Genomic DNA, 17,530 nt, shown 5'->3' on the forward strand with positions numbered 1-17,530 from the left:
AATTACCGCGAGCTCGGGGACTCGATGTCCGCGAGCAAAGAACCGGACCGACTGGCCGTAGGACGTGGCAATCCCGCCCCTCGCAGCGGCGAGCGATCGACCTGCGGCAGCAAGTCGTCTTCAAACGTACGCACCAGCGGCGCCGCGCAGATGCCGATGACATGTGAGTTATCGGAACCGAACACGGCACGCGGCAGATCGTCCGAGCGACGGGCCACGTTGTAGATGCCGGCCTTGCCCATGCCGCCGCGCTCGTCGATGGCCATCATGTCGTGCATGCACATCTTGCCCGGCTCGACACACATGCCGACGATCAAGTCATAGAGCTGTTTATCCACGTCGGTGAAATAGCGCACCGGCTCGCGCTCTGACGGCTTCGCCAATTGCAAATACGCGTCGCGCGTCAGCGATTGCTGGGCGGCGCGTGCGTTGGTGACCCAGCGTTGAAACTCGGTGTCGCTCATGCCGCGCAGCTTGAATTTCATGCCCGAGAATCCGGCGCCGCTGTAATTGGCGGAAATTCCTTCCGAGTCGCCCGCTTCGTTCAAGACACCGTGCAGTCGGGTCTCCATGCCGGGCATCGCGTAGATCATGCCGGCCAGATGCGGGGCATAGAACGCGTTCATCACCGACGACGCCGTGATCCGCAACGCCAGTGGTCGATTCACGGGCACCGCCATTTCGTTGACGGTGGCAACGCCGTACTGGGGATAGATAAAGAGCCACTTCCAGTCGAGTGCGACGACATCGACCTGCAAGGCGCGCGTGTCCGCGGGAATTTCCTTGTCCGCCGACAGCCGATCGATGGGCCGATACGGATCGAGCAGATGCGTGCCGAGCCAGGTGAGCGCGCCCAGACAGATAATAATGAGCAGCGGCGCCGACCAGATCACCAGCTCCAGGCGCATGGAGTGATGCCAATCGGGCTCGTAACGCGCTTCGCGATTGTTGTGTCGATAGCGCCAGGCAAAAATAACCGTGAGCGCCATCACAGGAACGATGATGAGCAACATCAACCACGTGGACATGACCAGCAAATCGCGCTGCTGAGCGGCCACGTCGCCGGCCGGGTTCAGCACGACCATGTCACAAGCGGACAACCCCAACAGGATCGCCAGCAGCGGCAGCAGTTTGACAAATCTCAAGGGCTTCATCGGGCGAGCAGGATAGGCTGTCCGGTTGCGCAGCGACATTGGGCGTTTTGCCCAATGGTCCATAACGTCGCCCGGCGCTATAAAGGCCCCATGTTCCGAAGGAGTGATCTATGACCGCCGCGCAATCCCATGCGCCCACCTCATCGCTGGAACGCGATGCCCGGCGGACGAATGAAGCGCACGCGGGCGAGGTTCGGCCCGGCGACATCGCTATCGGTGTCATCATTGGCCGGACTTCGGAGTTCTTCGACTTCTTCGTTTATGCCATCGCGTCGGTGGTGGTGTTCCCGAAGCTGATCTTTCCCTACGTGGATGCATTGACGGGTACGTTGTACTCGTTCGCGATCTTCTCGCTCGCCTTCGTCGCCCGACCGTTCGGTACAGTAATTTTTACCGCCATCGACCGTGTCGCCGGGCGCGGCATGAAACTCACCATCGCGCTGTTCCTGCTCGGCACGTCGACGGTGGCCATCGCCTTTATTCCAAGTTACCAAGACTTCGGCGTTGCCTCCGCTTATTTTCTAGGCATCCTGCGTATCGGACAGGGTCTGGCGCTGGGCGGCTCGTGGGACGGTCTGGCTTCGTTGCTGGCGTTGAATGCGCCTCAGAGACGGCGCGGCTACTACGCGATGATTCCGCAACTGGGCGCGCCGCTCGGCTTGATGGTCGCGAGCTCGTTGTTCGCTTACATCATCGCGAACTTGTCGGCCGAGGATTTTTTGAGTTGGGGCTGGCGCTATCCGTTCTTCGTCGCGTTCGCCATCAACGTCGTGGCGCTGTTCGCGCGCCTTCGTATCGTCGTCACTCCCGAATATACAAAGGCATTCGAGACTCAGGAGCTGCAACCGCAGCCCATCGCGGAAACCTGGCGTCAGGGCGGCTGGAACATCGTCATCGGCGCGTTCGCCCCGCTCGCCAGCTTCGCGTTGTTTCACATGGTGACCGTGTTCCCGCTGTCGTGGGTGTTCCTGTTCACTCAGGAAGGTCCGGCTCGCTTTCTCATGATTGAAGCAGTCGGTGCCGCGTTCGGTGTCGCGGCTATCGTTGCCTCCGGCTGGCTCGCCGATCGCGTCGGCCGTCGCACCCTGCTCGCCGCCACCGCCGCGGCCATCGCAGCCTTCAGCGGCTTCGCCCCGCAATTGCTGGCCGCCGGCGAGCTCGGCGAAGTGGTGTTCATGATCTCCGGCTTCCTGCTGCTCGGCCTCTCCTTCGGCCAGGCCTCGGGCGCGGTGGCTTCGAACTTCCAAATGAACTATCGCTACACCAGCTCCGCCATCACCTCCGATCTCGCGTGGCTGTTCGGCGCCGGCTTCGCACCCTGGGTCGCGCTGGTGTTGTCCAGCCGCTTCGGCCTCGGCTTCGCTGGCGCCTATCTGTTGTCCGGCGCGATCGGCACACTGGTGGCGTTGTTTGTGAACCGGCAGATGGTGCAAGACCGCTAACGCCGGGTTCATCCAATCCCTGATTCATAATCGATCCGTTGACACCTTCGCAAGTCTCTTGCGATTCTCTGGTGCGTGCAGGAAATGCCAAGGATGCGGCGAACCCCTCGGTTGCTTCGTCAAGGCAGCGTCAACCACCTTTGGGGAATCAACGGATGAAACACATCGCACCCTTCCTTCGTCGAATCGCACTGTTAGCCGGAGTTGCCGCCACGGCCGCGTTGCCACTCAATGCTCACAGTACGGACTACGAAGTGGTGAAAAGTGTCACACGACTGTATTCGTACAACATCGCTCCCGTCGACGGCCACGTTACCTTCCTGGTTGATAGTCCACCTGGCTCGTGCGTGGCCTTCTGGATTGATCCGAGCAGCGCGGGCTTCAAGAACTCGTATGCGCTGTTGCTATCGGCCTATCACACCCAAGCGCCAGTACGCATCATCGCAGTGGATACACAACAGTGGCCGGGCTCCACCAGCCAAACCTACTGCAAGGTCACCATCCTCGCTTTGGACTGAAGCGGATTCAACGGCAGCAATGGAGGCACCTCTGTGAGCGCATCTTTCGTTGGATCGCGGCGGCGGTGGCAATTCGCCGTCGCCGAACTTCTCTTGATCGGCTTATTAGCCAGCTCGGCGTGGCAAACGGCGGCCGCCGAACCTCGAAACTTTCTAATGGCGTTGTTCAAGAGCGCCGACCAGACGCCCGAAATCGAGGAGGAACACACCGACCTGGCGTGGTTCTGGCCAACGATTCCGCAACCGTCGCGGAAGACGATTCTACAGATCGATGGTCACTACCAGGATCCCGCCGCTCTGACGCAGCTGTTGACCGAAGCTAACTATGATTGGTCGAAGATCGCGGCGGTGTGGATCGACGAGCCGTATTTGACCGCCGTTGGAGAGCAGCAGAACCCGTGCAACAGCGGTTCAATTTATTACCCCAGGATCCTCCTAACGCAGATCCAGGTTGAGGCCGCCGCGCAAACGGTTCGCAACCTGTCACCCAGTACCCGCGTCTGGGTGAATTTCAGCAAGAGGGAAATCCTGTGGATGAAGGATCACGGCTGCGATCTCAATAGGTCCTACATCGATGTCGTCTCCATCGACGACTACCAGGGCGCCTTCTTCGACGAAGTCGAACCCCTTTACTATTACCTCAAAACAAACGCGCCGACGAATTATCAACAACGCGGGCTGGTACCGCTGGTGGGCAGCAAGGTCGCCCCCGGCACCCCGACCCCGGCGACCGCTGCCGGTTGGTTGCCGGCGTTCTTCGAATACGCCGCTTACGAAAATCGAAGCTGCAATTTACCTCTGGGCCCGACCGGCGTCACCGGTCTGTTCGACGGATGTCCGGTATGGATAGTTTCCGGCTGGCCCGGAGTGCACTATACCGTCCATGACTATGTCGGCTTCTTCGATAGCACGGCCGCGCCGATCAGAGATATCTGGCGCGCCCAACGCCAGATCATCAGAGCCGACCAGGCGGGTGCCATATTCAGCGCCGTAGACGATATCCTGCGATGACCGCGAGCTGAGATCGAGGAAACATCGCCGGCGCAATTGCGATCCAGGCGATGTTTCTTGCCCCACGCCACGATGTTTCGTCGTATCGGTGTGCGTCTACTCGACGCTACATGCGCATACTCGCAGCCGCGATCTTCTCCACCCTGCTGTTTCTGGGCGCATTGGCGTGCCTGCGATTCGGCTGGCGGTGGGGCCGCGCCCGGCTGCAAGCCGAGGGCGAAGAATCGGTCACCGGCCTGGGTGCGGTCGACGGCGCGATCTACGCGCTCACGGGCTTGCTGATTGCATTCACGTTCACGGGCGCTGCGCAGCGCTTCGACTATCGCCGCGATCTCATCGTCCAGGAAGTCAACGCGATCGGCACACGGCCTATTTGCGGCTCGACATTCTCGAGCCCGATGCGCGCACGGAGGTCAAGGCGCAGTTCAAACAGTATCTCGACGCTCGCATGGCCATCTATGCAAACGTCAGCGATGACGACAAGGTCGCTGCCAGCCTGGCCAAGGCGGCGGAGTTACAGAAAGCAATCTGGACTCGACTGATCGCGGCGGCAAAGTAAGACCCGACCGTACGCACCACTTCGTTCGTGCTGCCACCGGTCAATGAAATGTTCGATCTTGCGAATGCCCGCCTGCTGGCGACACGACGACATCCGCCGATCGTCATTTATTTCATGCTGGCGTTTCTGGTCCTGGTCAGCGCGCTGCTCGCAGGCTTCGGCATGGCAAAGTCGACACGGCAGAGCTTGATTCACGTCCTCGGTTTCGCCGCCATGGTCAGCATCGCGGCCTATCTTATTCTGGATCTGGAGTTCCCGCGCCTGGGGTTGCTGCGGGTCGATGCCTTCGATCAGGCATTCCTGGAGCTGCGGCGCTCGATGGAATAGACCGCTAACGAATGAAGGCGCCGGGAATGAAGTCCGCCAGCCAGAACGATTCATTCGCTCTATAGAAGGCCAGCCCCGCCTCGGATGCGCGCAACGCTTCGACTTCCAGCACCGTCGCCTTGCCATGCCGCCCACCGACTCGCGCGGCGAGATCCCGATGGGTCGTCAGGTGAACGTATTGCCGTCGCATCGGCCGGATGCCTTCGCGCCGGATGTCGAGCACTGCACTTTCACTGGTCCCATGCAGTAGCACTTCGGGCGGGACGACTCGGGGTTGCTCGATCCGGTCACGCAGTGAGTGGCCGTAGTTCGCGCGAATGTCCGAACCCTCGATCGAGAAGCGCGCCTTGTCGGGTTCGATGTGAGCCACGATCTGTTGCACATCCTCGATGCCGGCATCGGCGATCGATTCACGCACCGCGCGCACGACCTCTTCGAGGGGCGCATACCCTTCCGCATCCAACAGAATGCCGAACTGCTGAGGCTTGTGTCGCAGGATGAGCGACATCAGCCTGGAGATCCGGATCAGACGCGCTTCTGACATTTATCGCCCTTCCTTCCACGCGTTCGCGTGCGTGAGCAGGTTTTGTTTGAGCGCCAGCGCGACTCGAGGCAGCGCGGCCGTCCGCCAGAAAACGAAATACTGCAGCGCTGGCAATTCCGGCAGCGGACGAACGACGACGCCGGTCGGAACTCGACAGCAGGCATTCACGATGGCCAGCCCCATGCCGAGCTTCACCAGATGAAGCATCACCTCCCATCCCGATGCCTCGACCGCCACCCGCCAGCTCACCTCGGCGGATTGCAACATCTGCGACAACATCGCTCGATGGGGTCTGCCGGACGGCGGCACGATCAACTCGGCTCCGTCGAGATCCCGCAGTCGAATACGCCGACGCGCAGCCAACGGATGTTGCTTCGGTAGCACCAACATCTGACCGACCCGCGTCAGCGGCTGAGTCATCATTCCTTTCGGGATGACATCCAGCGAGGCGACTCCCAGGTGAGCCCGCCCCGACTGCACAGCTTCGACAGCTGCCGCACCGTCCGCTGTGATCAATTGCAGCGAATGCTTGTTGGCGGAGAGATGCGCCCGTATCCCCTGCCCCAGCAGATACAGATATGAGCCTTCACCCGCCGCCAGCACGACGGTTTGGGCACTCTCCTGCTCCAGCAAATCGCTCTGGAACGCCAGCGTCGAAGCCGACAGCTCGCGCGCGAACCGCTGCACCTTGCGGCCGGCCGGCGTGATCTCGATGGAACGGCCGCGGCGGATGTAAAGCGGACGGTCGACGGTCCGGCCGAGCTTGGCAATCTTGGTATGCAGTGCCGGCTGCGAGATATGCAGACGCACCGCCGCCTTGCTGAAATTCCCGTCTTCGGCGAACTCCGCGAAGGCCAGCAAGGCATCCAGAGTGAGGTCACGCATCGGCTTCATTATTCAAGAATTCTATAGACGCTAGAAATAATCAAGTTCTGTGAATAGCTCAGCCGCTGTGTAATCCGCTCCGCAAACCAAATGAAGGAGACAACTATGAAATTGGGAATTGACGTGGGGCGCGTCCTGATCAGCCCGGGAGATGAAGCGAAGCCGGACACCTCGTTTATCGGTGGCACGCTCGAGCATGCGTTGAGCACACCGCCGTATGAAGGCATGTTCGACGTGGTGCCTGGCCTCGTGCAGCGATTCGGTGGGCAGGTATGGATCGTTTCCAAATGCGGTCCGCGCATCCAGGAAAGAACGCTGCAGTGGTTCGAGCGTCACCGCTTCTACGAGCGCACCGGCATCGACCGCCGCAACGTGCGGTTCTGCCTGCGCCGGCCGGACAAGGCGGTGCATTGCCGGGAGTTGGGCATCACCCACTTCATCGACGATCGCGTCGATGTGCTGAAGGCCATGCAGGGCCTGGTGCCGAACCGGTATCTATTCGGCCCGCAGCGCGGTCCGCAACCGCCGGGCATGCTACATGTCGCCGGTTGGGCGGACGTGGCCCGGCAGTTCGCTTAGTCGTATAGTCCTCCGGACACGGGCGTCGAATCCCTTGTGCCGGAGGCTTCCATGGAACCCACCAACAAACCGCAGCGGACCGCCGCGATCGTGGCGCCAGGCCAAGGCCGTGTTTATCCGATGGGAAAGATGCGCGCCGTGTTCAAGGCCGATCTCGGTGAGACCGGCGCGCGGTACTCGATCTCGGAATGGTGGCTGGAGCCGAATACGAGCGGCCCGGGCGCGCACTCGCATCCGGAGGATCACGTTTACTACGTCATCGAAGGCGAGTTGAACGTGTTCTTCGACGGCGCCTGGTCACAGGCCGAGCGTGGCTCGTACATCCTGATTCCCGGCGGCACGACTCACGATTTCCAGAACCGGGGCGCAGCGCGGGTCGGGTTCATGAGCATCAATGTGCCCGGTGGGTTCGAGCGGGAGATGCCGGGAATCGTCGAGTGGTTCGCGGAGAATCCGCCCGGCGAGGCGATTCCTAAAAGTTAATCCGAAGAGGCAGCCGCCGATGCGGGGGAACCTGCGCCACTGGCGCGAGCCTTGATCTGATCGAAATCGGCGAGATATTTCGGCCGGGCCGTGCCGCACAGAAAATCCCAGATCGTGGTATAGCCGCCGAAATTCCATTTGAAGTATTTGTGGTGCTGATCGTGGAACGTAGCGGTGATGAACCAGCGCGTCGCCCACGATTTGTTCCACCAGCGCGGCAGGAACTCGTAACCCGAGTGCACATACAAGCCCATGATGATGCTGGTCGGCGTGATCAGCGCCATCGTCGTGTCATGCACAGTCAAGGCCGCGGTAAACAAAGGCACGAAGCCGCCGTTGATAATGGACTCGAGCGGACCGACCGACAGCGTCGTGAGCAGGTTCGGCGAGGTCGACTGGTGATGGATCTTGTGGACCCAGGTATAGACCGGCTCGTTGTGCATCCAACGATGCAACCAGTAGAAGTAGGTATCGAACGCGAAGAAGTACAACAAGTACTCCAGCGCGACCACCCACCACGCCGTCGGGCCTGTCTTGAACGAAATGAAACCGTGCTTGGTCAAAAACGCGGTCAGCGCGCCGAGCACGAAAACCGTCACGGTCAAATTCAGGACCGCGAACAAAAACTCATTACGCAGCGTGCGCCACTTGAAGCCGTTGGGCTGAATTTTCCGCGCCCGCAGGTAGCCCTGAAACACCGTCGCCAGGAACCCGACGATCACGAACAGCGCCAGAAAGCGCCCGATCGGGTTGTCCACCACAAAGCTTCGCACTGCCGCCACCGTTTCCATGGCCGGGATCTTAATCGACAGTAGTGTTGATTAGCAATCCGCGACGCCAAGGATCTGCGACACGCGTCTCGCCGGCGGGCCTTGCATCGCCTTGCACCGTTGAACGCCCCTTAACACGACCTCCGGCGCGCATCGCGGCAAGCTGGCAGCCAGGTAGAGGAGCCGGCGAATGAACCACCAGATGCCCTTCACAGCCCAGATCGTTCCCTGCGTGAGCAGCCCGCCGCGCCCCGAGCTGCCGTTGTGGAAATCCCGTCGCGTGATCGCGTACATCGAGAGCAATCTCGACCGGCCGATTCGCAACAGCGAGCTCGCCGATGTCGCGCGCCTGAGCCGTTCTCACTTCTGCCGTGCCTTTCACAACAGCACCGGCAACCCACCGCACGAGTACATCATTCGTCGCCGTATCGAGCGCGCCCAGCAACTGATGCGCTCCACACAAAACCCGCTCAATCAAATCGCACTCGACTGCGGGCTCGTCGATCAGGCGCATCTCGCCCGCTTGTTTCGTCGCGTTGTCGGCGTAACACCGAGAGCGTGGCGTGTGGCACAGACGGTCCATCAGCGGGAAGTGACCGCGCCCCGGCCCGAGCTACGGATGGCAGCCCTCAGCGACTGATCGTCATATAGGCCTCTGTCATCAGGAGGCTTGTCATGCGCGTTTTGATCGTCTCGGGCGTTTTGGCTGCCAGCAGCCTGCCGTGGTCGGTACAGGCACAGGACACTCGCCCGCCGGGCCAGGAATTCGGCTTCGACGTGGTTTATCAGCTCAGCCAGAAGGTCAAATTCGACGGCGGCTCGAGCGTCGACTTCGACGACGACATCGGCGCGACGCTGTGGTGGGGATGGCGCTTCAACGAGCACCTGGACCTGCAGGCCGCGATCGATTGGTCCCAGGTCAACTACGACGCGAACTTCGTATCAGGCACCCTGCCCGGCGTCTCGGCCAAGGTCAGCGGCGACGTTGAAACGTTCGTACCGAGAGTGGTGTTGAACTACAACATCCTCAAGGGCCCGCTCACTCCCTTCATCAATGTCGGCGCCGGCTGGGCCTTCGTCGACACCAATATTCCCAACAGCCGGGTCCAGGTCGGCTGCTGGTGGGATCCCTGGTGGGGTTACATCTGCACGCCGTATCAGAGCACCAAGTCGTTCGACGAGTTCACGTATCAGCTCGGCGCCGGCGTGCGCTGGGACATCAACAAGAGCTACGCGCTGCGCCTGGTCTATGAGAAGCACTGGCTCGACTATTCCAAGTCGAGCAGCACGCCGGACTTCGATCAGTTCCGGCTGGGCATGGCGTTCATGTTCTAAGCCGCGATACCGACAAATCGGCCAAATTGATCCGCGTCACACCGCTCACGCGAAGGCACGCTCGCGATGTCGAAAGCTGAACGGCGTCCCAGTCCCGCGGGCAACCCTGAACGTAGAGTTCGCGTCGGTCCTTCGTCGTGAACAGCAATAGCAACGTGCCAGGTGGGACTTTGAGTCGAGTGATACTCGTCGTGGACGACGATCGCAGTACGCGTGCGAGCGCATTGCGCCTTTTGACAGCCCGCGGTTATTCAGCGTTTGAAGCGGCCAATGAGACCGACGCGGTCCAGAAGGCCGCGAAGCTGACACCGGATGTGATCTTGATGGACTTGCATCTGCGCCAGGGCAGCGGCCTCGACGCGGCCCGTCACATCAAGGCGCAGCTGGCCCTCGAGCACATTCCTATCGTCGCGCTCACCGCGACGCCGCCCAACTGGGACGAGAAAATGCAGCTGTTCGCCGCGGTGCTGACCAAGCCCTGCCCGACGGCTCAGATCCTCGACGCCATCGAAGCAGTACTGCGGCGCTGAGCCGTCAGCTCAGGTTTGCGGCGTGCCGGCCGGCGGCTGTTTCGGGAACTTCTCGAAAATCTGCCGGACGACTTCGCTGATGGCGGCTTGCGGCTCGTCGCGCGACTTCTCATGGATGCGGCCGACCGCGATGCCCTCCCACACCAGCTTCTTCGATGCAGTGTCGACGACGTCAATGTTGAGCGTGCCTTCGGTGTAGTTGTCCACCGTGGTGGAGACACCCGCGCCCCAGCCATACATTCCGTAGCGATAGCCATAGTAGCCGCCACCATAGGGCGTCTCATTCACCTGCACTTTGTCCTGGGTCTGCACGTGGGTATTGATCAGCAGCTGCGGCTGGTTGCTCTTCTCGAAGCCGCGCAGCTGCATCTCGTGATCGATCGCCTTCTTGATATACGACGTTGCGAACGACTCGTACGCCGGCTTGCGATCGGTCAATTCGTCGAAGTATCCGTAAGTCTGAAATCTAGAGAAATCCGCTGACTGATCGACATTGGAGCGGATGGTCGGCTTGCTGGCGCAGGCGGCGATCAGCGCCACTACGATCGTCAGCGCGCCGGTTGCGAATGACTTTGCCGCGTTCATGGAAAACCTCATGGTGAGTCTTTGGATCTTCGGATCGGGCCGGCGCGCGAGCTATCAATTAATCGCATTCGCTGTCAGCGCCAGCCTCGCCTGCTCCTGGTACTGCAGCACCGAGGCCCGCACGTTGTCGTCCTGGATATAAAACGGAGTTTGGGCTATGTACTGGAGGACGCGCGGCACGCCGAACTCCGCAATGAGCGGGCGCACCAGCATCGATCCGCCCAGCTGCTGCACGTCCCGATACACTGCATCGCCCTGACGCCAGCCGCGCGCACGCAGCTCCTGCAAGTTCTCCGGCCAGAACATATCGACCCGATTGGTGTTGAACATGGGCTGCGCAGGACGACGTGACGTCATCGCGCCCCACACCAGCATCTCGCAGCCCAGCCGCTTCTGAATATCCAGCGAGGCGCACTCCTGAGGCGGCCACGTGAGACCTTTGCGATGCGCGGCCTCCTGCAGATGAGTCATCCACAGCGCGTCGTCGATGATTTCGATCACCGGCAACATGGCTCGCATGTCATCGTTCTTGTAGTAAGGCCAGTACGCCCTCGCCCACGATTGCACGCCGCGGCCGACCCAGCCGAGCAGTTGTCGACGAAACGTCAGGGTATGGCGGGACGGATCGTAGGCAGCGGCATCGGAGGGATAAGAAGCATCGTCCGGCACGGCGAACTCGAGGGTGATCTTGGTGCACGCGTCTTCGAGAATCGGCCCGAGAGCATGATCGATCGCCGCTTCGCGCAGCACGACGACCTCGAGGAAGCGCCGTTCCGCCGAGGGTGCCCGTGGCCTGACCATGAAGATCTCCGTGCTGGTCTGAGAAGCCTCTCGCCCGAAGCTCTCTCCCGTCGCCGCAAGCAGCAACAACACGATCAGGGTCCTCACAACCCCTCCGCCACGGCGACACGCGCCGCGGTCTCCTCACAATCGCAGCCGCTTCTGTCGATCCGGCCGCTGGCGCGTCCCAGCGTGACCGACGGCAGCTCACCGAACAGATCGTAATAATCTTTCGAGAACTGACTCAGATGCCAGAAGCCCCACTTCATCGCGAGCTGAGTGACCCGGCCGATGGAGTGCGGTGAAAAGTACAACTCACGTCGTACGCGTGATAGACGCGCGCAACGAATGTATGCGATGGGCGAGACGCCGAAGATCTCTCTGAATCCATACTCCAGCGCTCGCGGGCTGACATAGCTCGCCTGACACACGCTGGCGAGCGTCAAGGGACGATCCAGATGCTCGTCGATATATTGCCGCGCTCTCACCGCGGCCTGGCATCGAGCCGTCGACGCCGGCGACGTTACGTCGTCGCCCCGCTCTTCGCGCAACCAGGTGTCGCACAGGTCCAGGAGTGCATTGGCTGAGGCCGCCAGCTCCGACGTGCCCGCCTCCGCCGCATCGATGGTTCGGCGGGCGTAGCTCTCGAATGTTTCTATTCTCGCTCCCGACGCGTGCAGCGGCCGGACACGAATGGAACCCGTGGCCGCATAGTCCTGACCGATGAACCTGCCGACGCCTCGATCCGGTATCGACACGAAGCACGATCGATACTCCCGATCTGAGCAAACGACCAGGGGCGTCGGCCCATGAGCGATGATCGCCTGTCCCGGCCCGATGCCGGTCGTGCCCAATCGCGCGCGTCCGCGAATTGGAACGATGAGCATCATTTGTCCGCGCGGAATGTCGAGACACTCAAGCTTGTGACGATCGGCTTCCACATAGCCGACGACTAATTGATCCATTCGAGCGACGGAGCCACGCGCGCACGCCATGCCCCGCTCCAGCTGCACGTAGCGAACATTTATAAATGGGGCGAGCTGTTCGCAGGCCTCGTCCAGGCCGTGAGCGTGAATCAGCGACGATGCGGTAGTAGCCATGGCGCCTCGGTGCGTTACTTCGATCCGTGTTGTAAAGCACATAGGTAGCGCGGCGGCCGACCGCGCGAGAACCGGTTCGAGTGAGTGGGTAGGTACCCTTATTACGGACTTAGTCGGCCGCCTGGCGGACCCATCGGATCGGAGCGGAGGAGAAAGGCGTTGCAGCGTCGACAGGCTCCGGGATTTCGAAGGACACCGTCGCACCCGGGCCGTGTTGGTTGTTTTCGGCAAAGATGCGTCCGCCGTGCGCTTTGACGATGGCGCGAGCAATGGAGAGCCCGAGCCCGAGACCGTCGGCCTTGCCGCTGTGAAACGATTCGAAGATGGTCTCGAGGTGTTCCGGCGCGATGCCACAGCCGCTGTCCCGCACCGAAACGCGCACGCAGCCATCGGTGTGATCGCTGAGCACGTCGACACGCTTGGTCCCTGTGATATCCACCTCGGTGGCATCCAGCGCATTGCCGATCAAATTGATGATCACTTGCTGGAGATGCACCGAGTCGGCGCTGATCGAAGGAATGGAACCTTGCGACAGGCTCAACTCGATACCTCTGCGCCGGGCCTGCATCCACAGCAGATCCACGGCTTCGGCGAGCACTTTATTCAAATTCACTGGCTCGCGAACCATCGCTCGATTCTGCAGCAGCGCCCGTGTACGGCGTACGACCTGGCTGGCCCGAAGGTCGTCGTTGCGAATGTCTTCCAGAATGGTTCGGATCGTCTCGAGCGGCGGCCGTTTCTGTTGTAACAGGAACAGCCCGGTCTCGGCGTTGTTGAGAATAGCGCCCAGCGGCTGCGTCACTTCGTGAGTGATGCCCGCGGTGACCTCCCCTATCGTGGCCAGCCGCGCGGCTCGCGCCAGCGCTCTGGCAGCGTCTCGCGCCGCCCATGAGTCAGTCATGTCGCTCAGCGCGCCAACCATCTTGCGAGGTTTGCCTGACGCCTCTCTGACCAGAACGGCTCTGACGCGAACCGGGACGCGCGTGCCGTTCGGGACCTGCAATGTGAACTCGTGCTCCCAGACGGCCTCGCGCCCCGCCAGGAAACGTTGCAGCTCGTGCCGTACGCGCTCGCGATCCTGCTCATCCACACATCGTTGTAACAATCGCCAGACGTTGGTGGGTCTGGGTGGGGCACCGAAGAAACGTTGGCCGTTGGCACTCCAGCGCACCAGGCCGCTGTGGGCATTCCAATAGAGGATGACATCGTTACTGGCGCGTAACGTGAGTTTCTGCCGTTCCGTGCGCGCACGCAGTTGCGCCCGCGCTCGTTTCAAAGCCAATCGGCTTTGGCGCAGACGCCCGGCAAGCACTCGTGCGCGCTGTCGATGTTTCGCGGCGAGGCGGGCCACGAACAGGCCGCACGCGAGAATCACCGAACTTACCAACCACACTTCCCATCCATGGAGATCGATGGCCATAGGCTCACATCCAGAGACTCGAACCGCCCCCTATGCCGCCGCGACAGCCCCCCGCGCGGATGATTTACTCTGAAACAGCATATATTTCAAGTGTTAGCGAATGTTTCTAGAAGCGCCATGCAGCCGACACCCAGAACACGTGGGCATCCTTCAACTGCTTTTGCAGGTCCATGTACTCGTATTCCAGCAGCAGATTGATGTGCTCGATGAGCGTGACACCGGCACCGACGCCGTAGACCCAGGCCTCGCCGTTGTCGTCCGTGTGCAGGACGTTGCCGTTGTTCGCGCCGACGTTGTTGAAATTGACGTCGAGCTTCACGTCGTGCCAGTAGTAACCGGCTTTCGCCGAGAGCTCGAAGATGGTGATGGGCAAGGTGCCGATGACATAGCCGCTGAAGCCGGACAAGTCCACGGAATAATTGCCATCCGATCCCGATGCGTTGAAATTGCCGCGCGGATTGCCGAGGTCGACATAGTCAGCCTCGAGCGAAAGAAACTTGTTGAAGCGCCAGCCGAAGAACGCCTTCCAGGCACCGTCGTCAGTGTCGATATTGCCTATCACATCGGTGACATCCTCGACGTTCTCGATCTTGACGTCGAACTGGCCGTAGCCGGCACCGATGTATGGACCGGAATTGTTGTCGTCCGCCAATGCCTGCCCCGCGAAGGACGCAGCCGCCAACACGACGCAGGCGTATCGCAATAAAGGCAAGATCGACGTGCGCATGATGGGCTCCTGATGTTATTTGGCGAGCAGAGGATGTTGCGTCCCGCCACTTGGCTCACGAGTCCGTAAGGCGGGCACCGGGGTCACACAAGTTCGAGAGTGCCCCTTGCGCGTAGATTCCTTCCCACCGCACCGAGTAACTTTCCCGGCAGGCCCGTTCTATCGATGCGCGACCAGCACCGGTTTTTCCGGCTGCCCTTCGAAATGCGGTGTCATGATCTGCACGTGGGCGGCATTGAACTGGTCGAGGATGTTTGAATTCAGCTCAGAGCGCACTGTGGCGCGATATGCGGCGTTCACCAGACGGACGTGCAGCTGATACTCGACGTAGAAGTCACTCAACTCCCAGCGCAATACGCGAGGGGCGGGCTCGAGTCGCACGCCCTCGGTGTCCGCCGCCGCCTGCAACAGCAACGCCTCGACCTGCCGCCACGCCACGTCGTAGCCGATGGCGAGCGATACACTCAGTAACGCACCGTGCTCGTCCCCGAGCCGAGAGTAGTTGATGAGCTTATCGCTGGTCATGACGGCGTTCGGGACTGTGATCTCTTCCGCCCGTATGGTGTGAAGCTTGGTCGCGAGCGGCCCCATCTCCGTCACGTAGCCCTCGACATCGCTCACCCTCACGTAATCCCCGATGCGAAACGAGCGCGAGTACAGCACTACGACGCCGCTGATCCATTGATTGACCAATCCCGCCGACGCCAGCGATGCGCCGAGGCCGAGCACGATGCTCATGCCTTGAAAGATGGGATTGTTCGACCAGGGCAACAACGAGTAAGCAACCGCCAGTCCCAGGAGCCAGATCAGACCGCTGGCGATGCGACGGGTCGCGCGGGCCTGGCCCTGCCCGATCCACGTCATGGTACGCACGCCCTGCTCGACTTCGGCGACCACCCGCGAAAGCCAGAGCGAAATCGAGCGCGTCATGAAAATGATCGCGACGATGCCGATGATGTTCGGCGCCGACTTGAGCACCGCCAGCAGTCCGGCTGCGAGTCGGTCGCGCAGATATTCGCCCAGCCGATCGCCAAGCGGCTCGGTATACGGGAACGCCTGCAACAGAAAGATCGCGAACAAATACGTGAGGACTGCGATCGCCCCCCAGGTCAACACCCGAAACGTCGCGCGCTCGAGGGTCGCGAGCGTGGGAAGAATATCGACGCCGCCAATCACCCAGTGACGCAACTGCAGCCGCCGCTCGATGCTACGGATCGACCACTCACGAGCCATCAAGATCAGCTTGATCGCGACACTGAACACCAGAAGAGCGACCAGGCTCAGGCCGATACCTCGCAGCAGGATCGTGGGACGCTGCTGTTGTGCTCGTGCCTGAAACGCCTCGCGCAGACGCCCTGCCGCGCGATCGGCAGCTTGCTGGAGTGACATCGATGCTTCGGCTTCGAGATCGCCCTGGACCAGGCCGAATGCGACATCGGGTCCCATGGTGACCAGAATGCCGTGCACCGCGCCGATCGTTGTTTCGCGCGTCGCGACCGGCATGGGCGGCCCTGCCTTGAGATGCTCAGCGATGCGCTTACGGGAATTTTCGACGCGCTGCTCGGGAGATACGCCGTCGACGGTGGCACGAAAGGTCACGATCGGCCGATTCCACAGCGACAACACCGCAGGCTCCGCCGCCGGCGTGAACTCGGCATGCACCGATGCACTCAGGCAGATCAGCAACACAGCGACGATGCAGCCCCAGCGTGTCATTTCACGTTTGCCTTCTCCCATGCGCGCACCCTGCGTCGCGCTTCATCGAACAACCGCTCGTAGTTGCCTTTGCGCAGTTTCTCGCTGGCCTCGGGAGTGAGCTGAGCGAACAGCGGCTGGTACAGGTCGTAGATCTTCAGATAGCTGCCCTGATCGGTCGGCGCGACTTCGTCGGTGCCGAACAGGAAGCGATCCGGAAAGCGATTGATGGTCTGCGCGACACGACGGGTCGTCTCGGGCGTCGCGACGATGTACTTCGCGGTCTCAGTCCAGGAGATATCGATCGACACATGCGAGCTGGCGGGATCGTTCAACGCGCGCTCCAGCAGCTCCAGCTGATTCTCAATCGGCCTCACGACGCGCCCCACTCCGCAGTGGGCCCAGATGATGCTGGTGCGCGGATGTCGGCGGAACAGCGCCGACAACTGCTTCAGCTCATACGGCTCCTGGTCCTTCTTCGGATACGGCATATCGATGTCGTTGTGAAGAATCACGACCAGCCCCGCTTCCGCCGCGAAGTCGAAGATCCGATCGAGGGCCGGATCGGTCAGGCTCGCGACATCGCCGGCGATCTTCGATGACACGAACTCCTTGTGAATGGTGAACTCGCCGATGCCGGTGAACACGCCCGGGAAGGTTCTCAGCACGCGCTTGATGTGATCCGCCGCATACATGTCGGCGGGATTGAAGCCGGTGATCATCGGATCGAAGCGCGCCCGGTCACGCTCCGGCAGCGACAGATACGCCATCGCGATATAGGCGTCGGTGAACGAGTAGTAATAGAGTGGCGAGTCGGTCTGCAGATAGTACGTCGGCGCGAAATCCCCGCTGTTCCGATACGACCAGGTTTGTTGCAGCGGAATGCCGAACAACGCGACCCGCCCGACCCGATCCCCCATGATCTTCAGGAAGTCGCGGATGTCGGTTCCTTCCTGCACATAGTTGGTCAGGTGGAAGTGCGAGTCGTTGACCTGATATGCAGGCTGCGCCCCTTCGACGGCGTGGCTCGCGCCCGCCATCAATGCAATCGCGGCGGCAACGGCAAATGGACGCATACATTCCCTC

At 61.2% G+C, this 17,530-nt stretch carries 21 protein-coding genes; 10 read left to right on the forward strand and 11 right to left on the reverse strand.

What is annotated here, in order from left to right:
* Positions 1-2: 2 nt before the first annotated feature.
* Positions 3-1,154 (reverse strand): ubiquinol oxidase subunit II, encoded by a 1,152-nt coding sequence (cyoA, locus tag ACFPN2_RS31625; RefSeq protein WP_380604186.1) that lies wholly within the window; start codon positions 1,152-1,154, stop codon positions 3-5.
* A 110-nt stretch (positions 1,155-1,264) separates the two neighbouring features.
* Between cyoA and ACFPN2_RS31630 the strand changes: the two genes are divergently transcribed.
* The 5 genes from ACFPN2_RS31630 (at position 1,265) to ACFPN2_RS31650 (ending at position 5,011) form a co-directional block, all read left to right on the forward strand.
* A complete protein-coding gene (locus tag ACFPN2_RS31630) occupies positions 1,265-2,596 on the forward strand; it encodes an MFS transporter (protein ID WP_380604188.1) in 1,332 nt (443 codons plus the stop codon).
* A 155-nt stretch (positions 2,597-2,751) separates the two neighbouring features.
* A complete protein-coding gene (locus ACFPN2_RS31635; RefSeq protein ID WP_380604190.1) occupies positions 2,752-3,114 on the forward strand; it encodes a hypothetical protein in 363 nt (120 codons plus the stop codon).
* Positions 3,115-3,147: 33 nt separating this feature from the next.
* Entirely contained in the window at positions 3,148-4,125 is a 978-nt protein-coding gene (locus ACFPN2_RS31640) for a hypothetical protein (RefSeq protein WP_380604192.1), read from the forward strand.
* Between the two features lie 373 nt (positions 4,126-4,498).
* Positions 4,499-4,684 carry a hypothetical protein gene (locus ACFPN2_RS31645; RefSeq protein ID WP_380604194.1) on the forward strand — a complete coding sequence of 62 codons (186 nt, stop codon included), beginning with the start codon at positions 4,499-4,501 and terminating at the stop codon, positions 4,682-4,684.
* A gap of 27 nt (positions 4,685-4,711) precedes the next feature.
* Complete coding sequence (locus ACFPN2_RS31650; RefSeq protein ID WP_380604196.1) at positions 4,712-5,011, forward strand: hypothetical protein; 300 nt, start codon at positions 4,712-4,714, stop codon at positions 5,009-5,011.
* A 4-nt stretch (positions 5,012-5,015) separates the two neighbouring features.
* Here ACFPN2_RS31650 and ACFPN2_RS31655 read toward each other — a convergent pair whose 3' ends face one another.
* Both ACFPN2_RS31655 and ACFPN2_RS31660 read right to left on the reverse strand, forming a co-directional pair.
* On the reverse strand, positions 5,016-5,555 hold the full coding sequence (locus ACFPN2_RS31655) for an RNA 2'-phosphotransferase (protein WP_380604198.1): 540 nt from the start codon (positions 5,553-5,555) through the stop codon (positions 5,016-5,018).
* Positions 5,556-6,440: a LysR family transcriptional regulator gene (locus ACFPN2_RS31660; RefSeq protein WP_380604200.1), complete on the reverse strand. Its 885-nt coding sequence runs from the start codon at positions 6,438-6,440 to the stop codon at positions 5,556-5,558.
* A gap of 105 nt (positions 6,441-6,545) precedes the next feature.
* Here ACFPN2_RS31660 and ACFPN2_RS31665 point away from each other — a divergent pair, with 105 nt between their 5' ends.
* Together ACFPN2_RS31665 and ACFPN2_RS31670 are read left to right on the forward strand one after the other, a co-directional pair.
* Positions 6,546-7,019: a hypothetical protein gene (locus tag ACFPN2_RS31665; protein ID WP_380604202.1), complete on the forward strand. Its 474-nt coding sequence runs from the start codon at positions 6,546-6,548 to the stop codon at positions 7,017-7,019.
* Between the two features lie 51 nt (positions 7,020-7,070).
* On the forward strand, positions 7,071-7,502 hold the full coding sequence (locus ACFPN2_RS31670) for a cupin domain-containing protein (protein ID WP_380604204.1): 432 nt from the start codon (positions 7,071-7,073) through the stop codon (positions 7,500-7,502).
* Here the strand turns inward: ACFPN2_RS31670 and ACFPN2_RS31675 are convergent.
* Complete coding sequence (locus ACFPN2_RS31675) at positions 7,499-8,293, reverse strand: sterol desaturase family protein (RefSeq protein WP_380604206.1); 795 nt, start codon at positions 8,291-8,293, stop codon at positions 7,499-7,501. The genes ACFPN2_RS31670 and ACFPN2_RS31675 overlap by 4 nt on opposite strands.
* Positions 8,294-8,462: 169 nt before the next feature.
* On the opposite strand from ACFPN2_RS31675, the gene ACFPN2_RS31680 reads away from it, so the two are divergent.
* The 3 genes from ACFPN2_RS31680 (at position 8,463) to ACFPN2_RS31690 (ending at position 10,137) form a co-directional block, all read left to right on the forward strand.
* A complete protein-coding gene (locus tag ACFPN2_RS31680; RefSeq protein ID WP_380604208.1) occupies positions 8,463-8,912 on the forward strand; it encodes a helix-turn-helix domain-containing protein in 450 nt (149 codons plus the stop codon).
* A 35-nt stretch (positions 8,913-8,947) separates the two neighbouring features.
* Positions 8,948-9,607, forward strand: a complete 660-nt coding sequence (locus tag ACFPN2_RS31685) for an outer membrane beta-barrel protein (RefSeq protein WP_380604210.1) — start codon at positions 8,948-8,950, stop codon at positions 9,605-9,607.
* 179 nt (positions 9,608-9,786) lie between these two features.
* Positions 9,787-10,137: a response regulator gene (locus ACFPN2_RS31690; protein WP_380606707.1), complete on the forward strand. Its 351-nt coding sequence runs from the start codon at positions 9,787-9,789 to the stop codon at positions 10,135-10,137.
* A gap of 9 nt (positions 10,138-10,146) precedes the next feature.
* Here ACFPN2_RS31690 and ACFPN2_RS31695 read toward each other — a convergent pair whose 3' ends face one another.
* The 7 genes from ACFPN2_RS31695 to ACFPN2_RS31725 form a co-directional block, all read right to left on the reverse strand.
* Positions 10,147-10,722 (reverse strand): DUF4136 domain-containing protein, encoded by a 576-nt coding sequence (locus ACFPN2_RS31695; RefSeq protein WP_380604212.1) that lies wholly within the window; start codon positions 10,720-10,722, stop codon positions 10,147-10,149.
* Between the two features lie 54 nt (positions 10,723-10,776).
* On the reverse strand, positions 10,777-11,610 hold the full coding sequence (locus tag ACFPN2_RS31700; protein WP_380604214.1) for a hypothetical protein: 834 nt from the start codon (positions 11,608-11,610) through the stop codon (positions 10,777-10,779).
* Entirely contained in the window at positions 11,607-12,602 is a 996-nt protein-coding gene (locus ACFPN2_RS31705) for a helix-turn-helix domain-containing protein (RefSeq protein ID WP_380604216.1), read from the reverse strand. The genes ACFPN2_RS31700 and ACFPN2_RS31705 overlap by 4 nt, the downstream gene beginning before the upstream one ends.
* Positions 12,603-12,711: 109 nt before the next feature.
* A complete protein-coding gene (locus tag ACFPN2_RS31710) occupies positions 12,712-14,022 on the reverse strand; it encodes a two-component system sensor histidine kinase NtrB (protein WP_380604218.1) in 1,311 nt (436 codons plus the stop codon).
* Between the two features lie 106 nt (positions 14,023-14,128).
* Positions 14,129-14,749: a porin family protein gene (locus tag ACFPN2_RS31715; RefSeq protein WP_380604220.1), complete on the reverse strand. Its 621-nt coding sequence runs from the start codon at positions 14,747-14,749 to the stop codon at positions 14,129-14,131.
* Positions 14,750-14,908: 159 nt separating this feature from the next.
* Complete coding sequence (locus ACFPN2_RS31720; RefSeq protein ID WP_380604222.1) at positions 14,909-16,486, reverse strand: mechanosensitive ion channel family protein; 1,578 nt, start codon at positions 16,484-16,486, stop codon at positions 14,909-14,911.
* Positions 16,462-17,520: an amidohydrolase family protein gene (locus ACFPN2_RS31725; protein WP_380604224.1), complete on the reverse strand. Its 1,059-nt coding sequence runs from the start codon at positions 17,518-17,520 to the stop codon at positions 16,462-16,464. Before ACFPN2_RS31725 ends, ACFPN2_RS31720 begins: the two co-directional genes overlap by 25 nt.
* Between the last annotated feature and the right edge of the window lie 10 nt (positions 17,521-17,530).

Origin of the sequence: Steroidobacter flavus (assembly GCF_042651805.1) — a bacterium.
GTDB classification, from domain to species: Bacteria; Pseudomonadota; Gammaproteobacteria; order Steroidobacterales; family Steroidobacteraceae; genus Steroidobacter; species Steroidobacter flavus.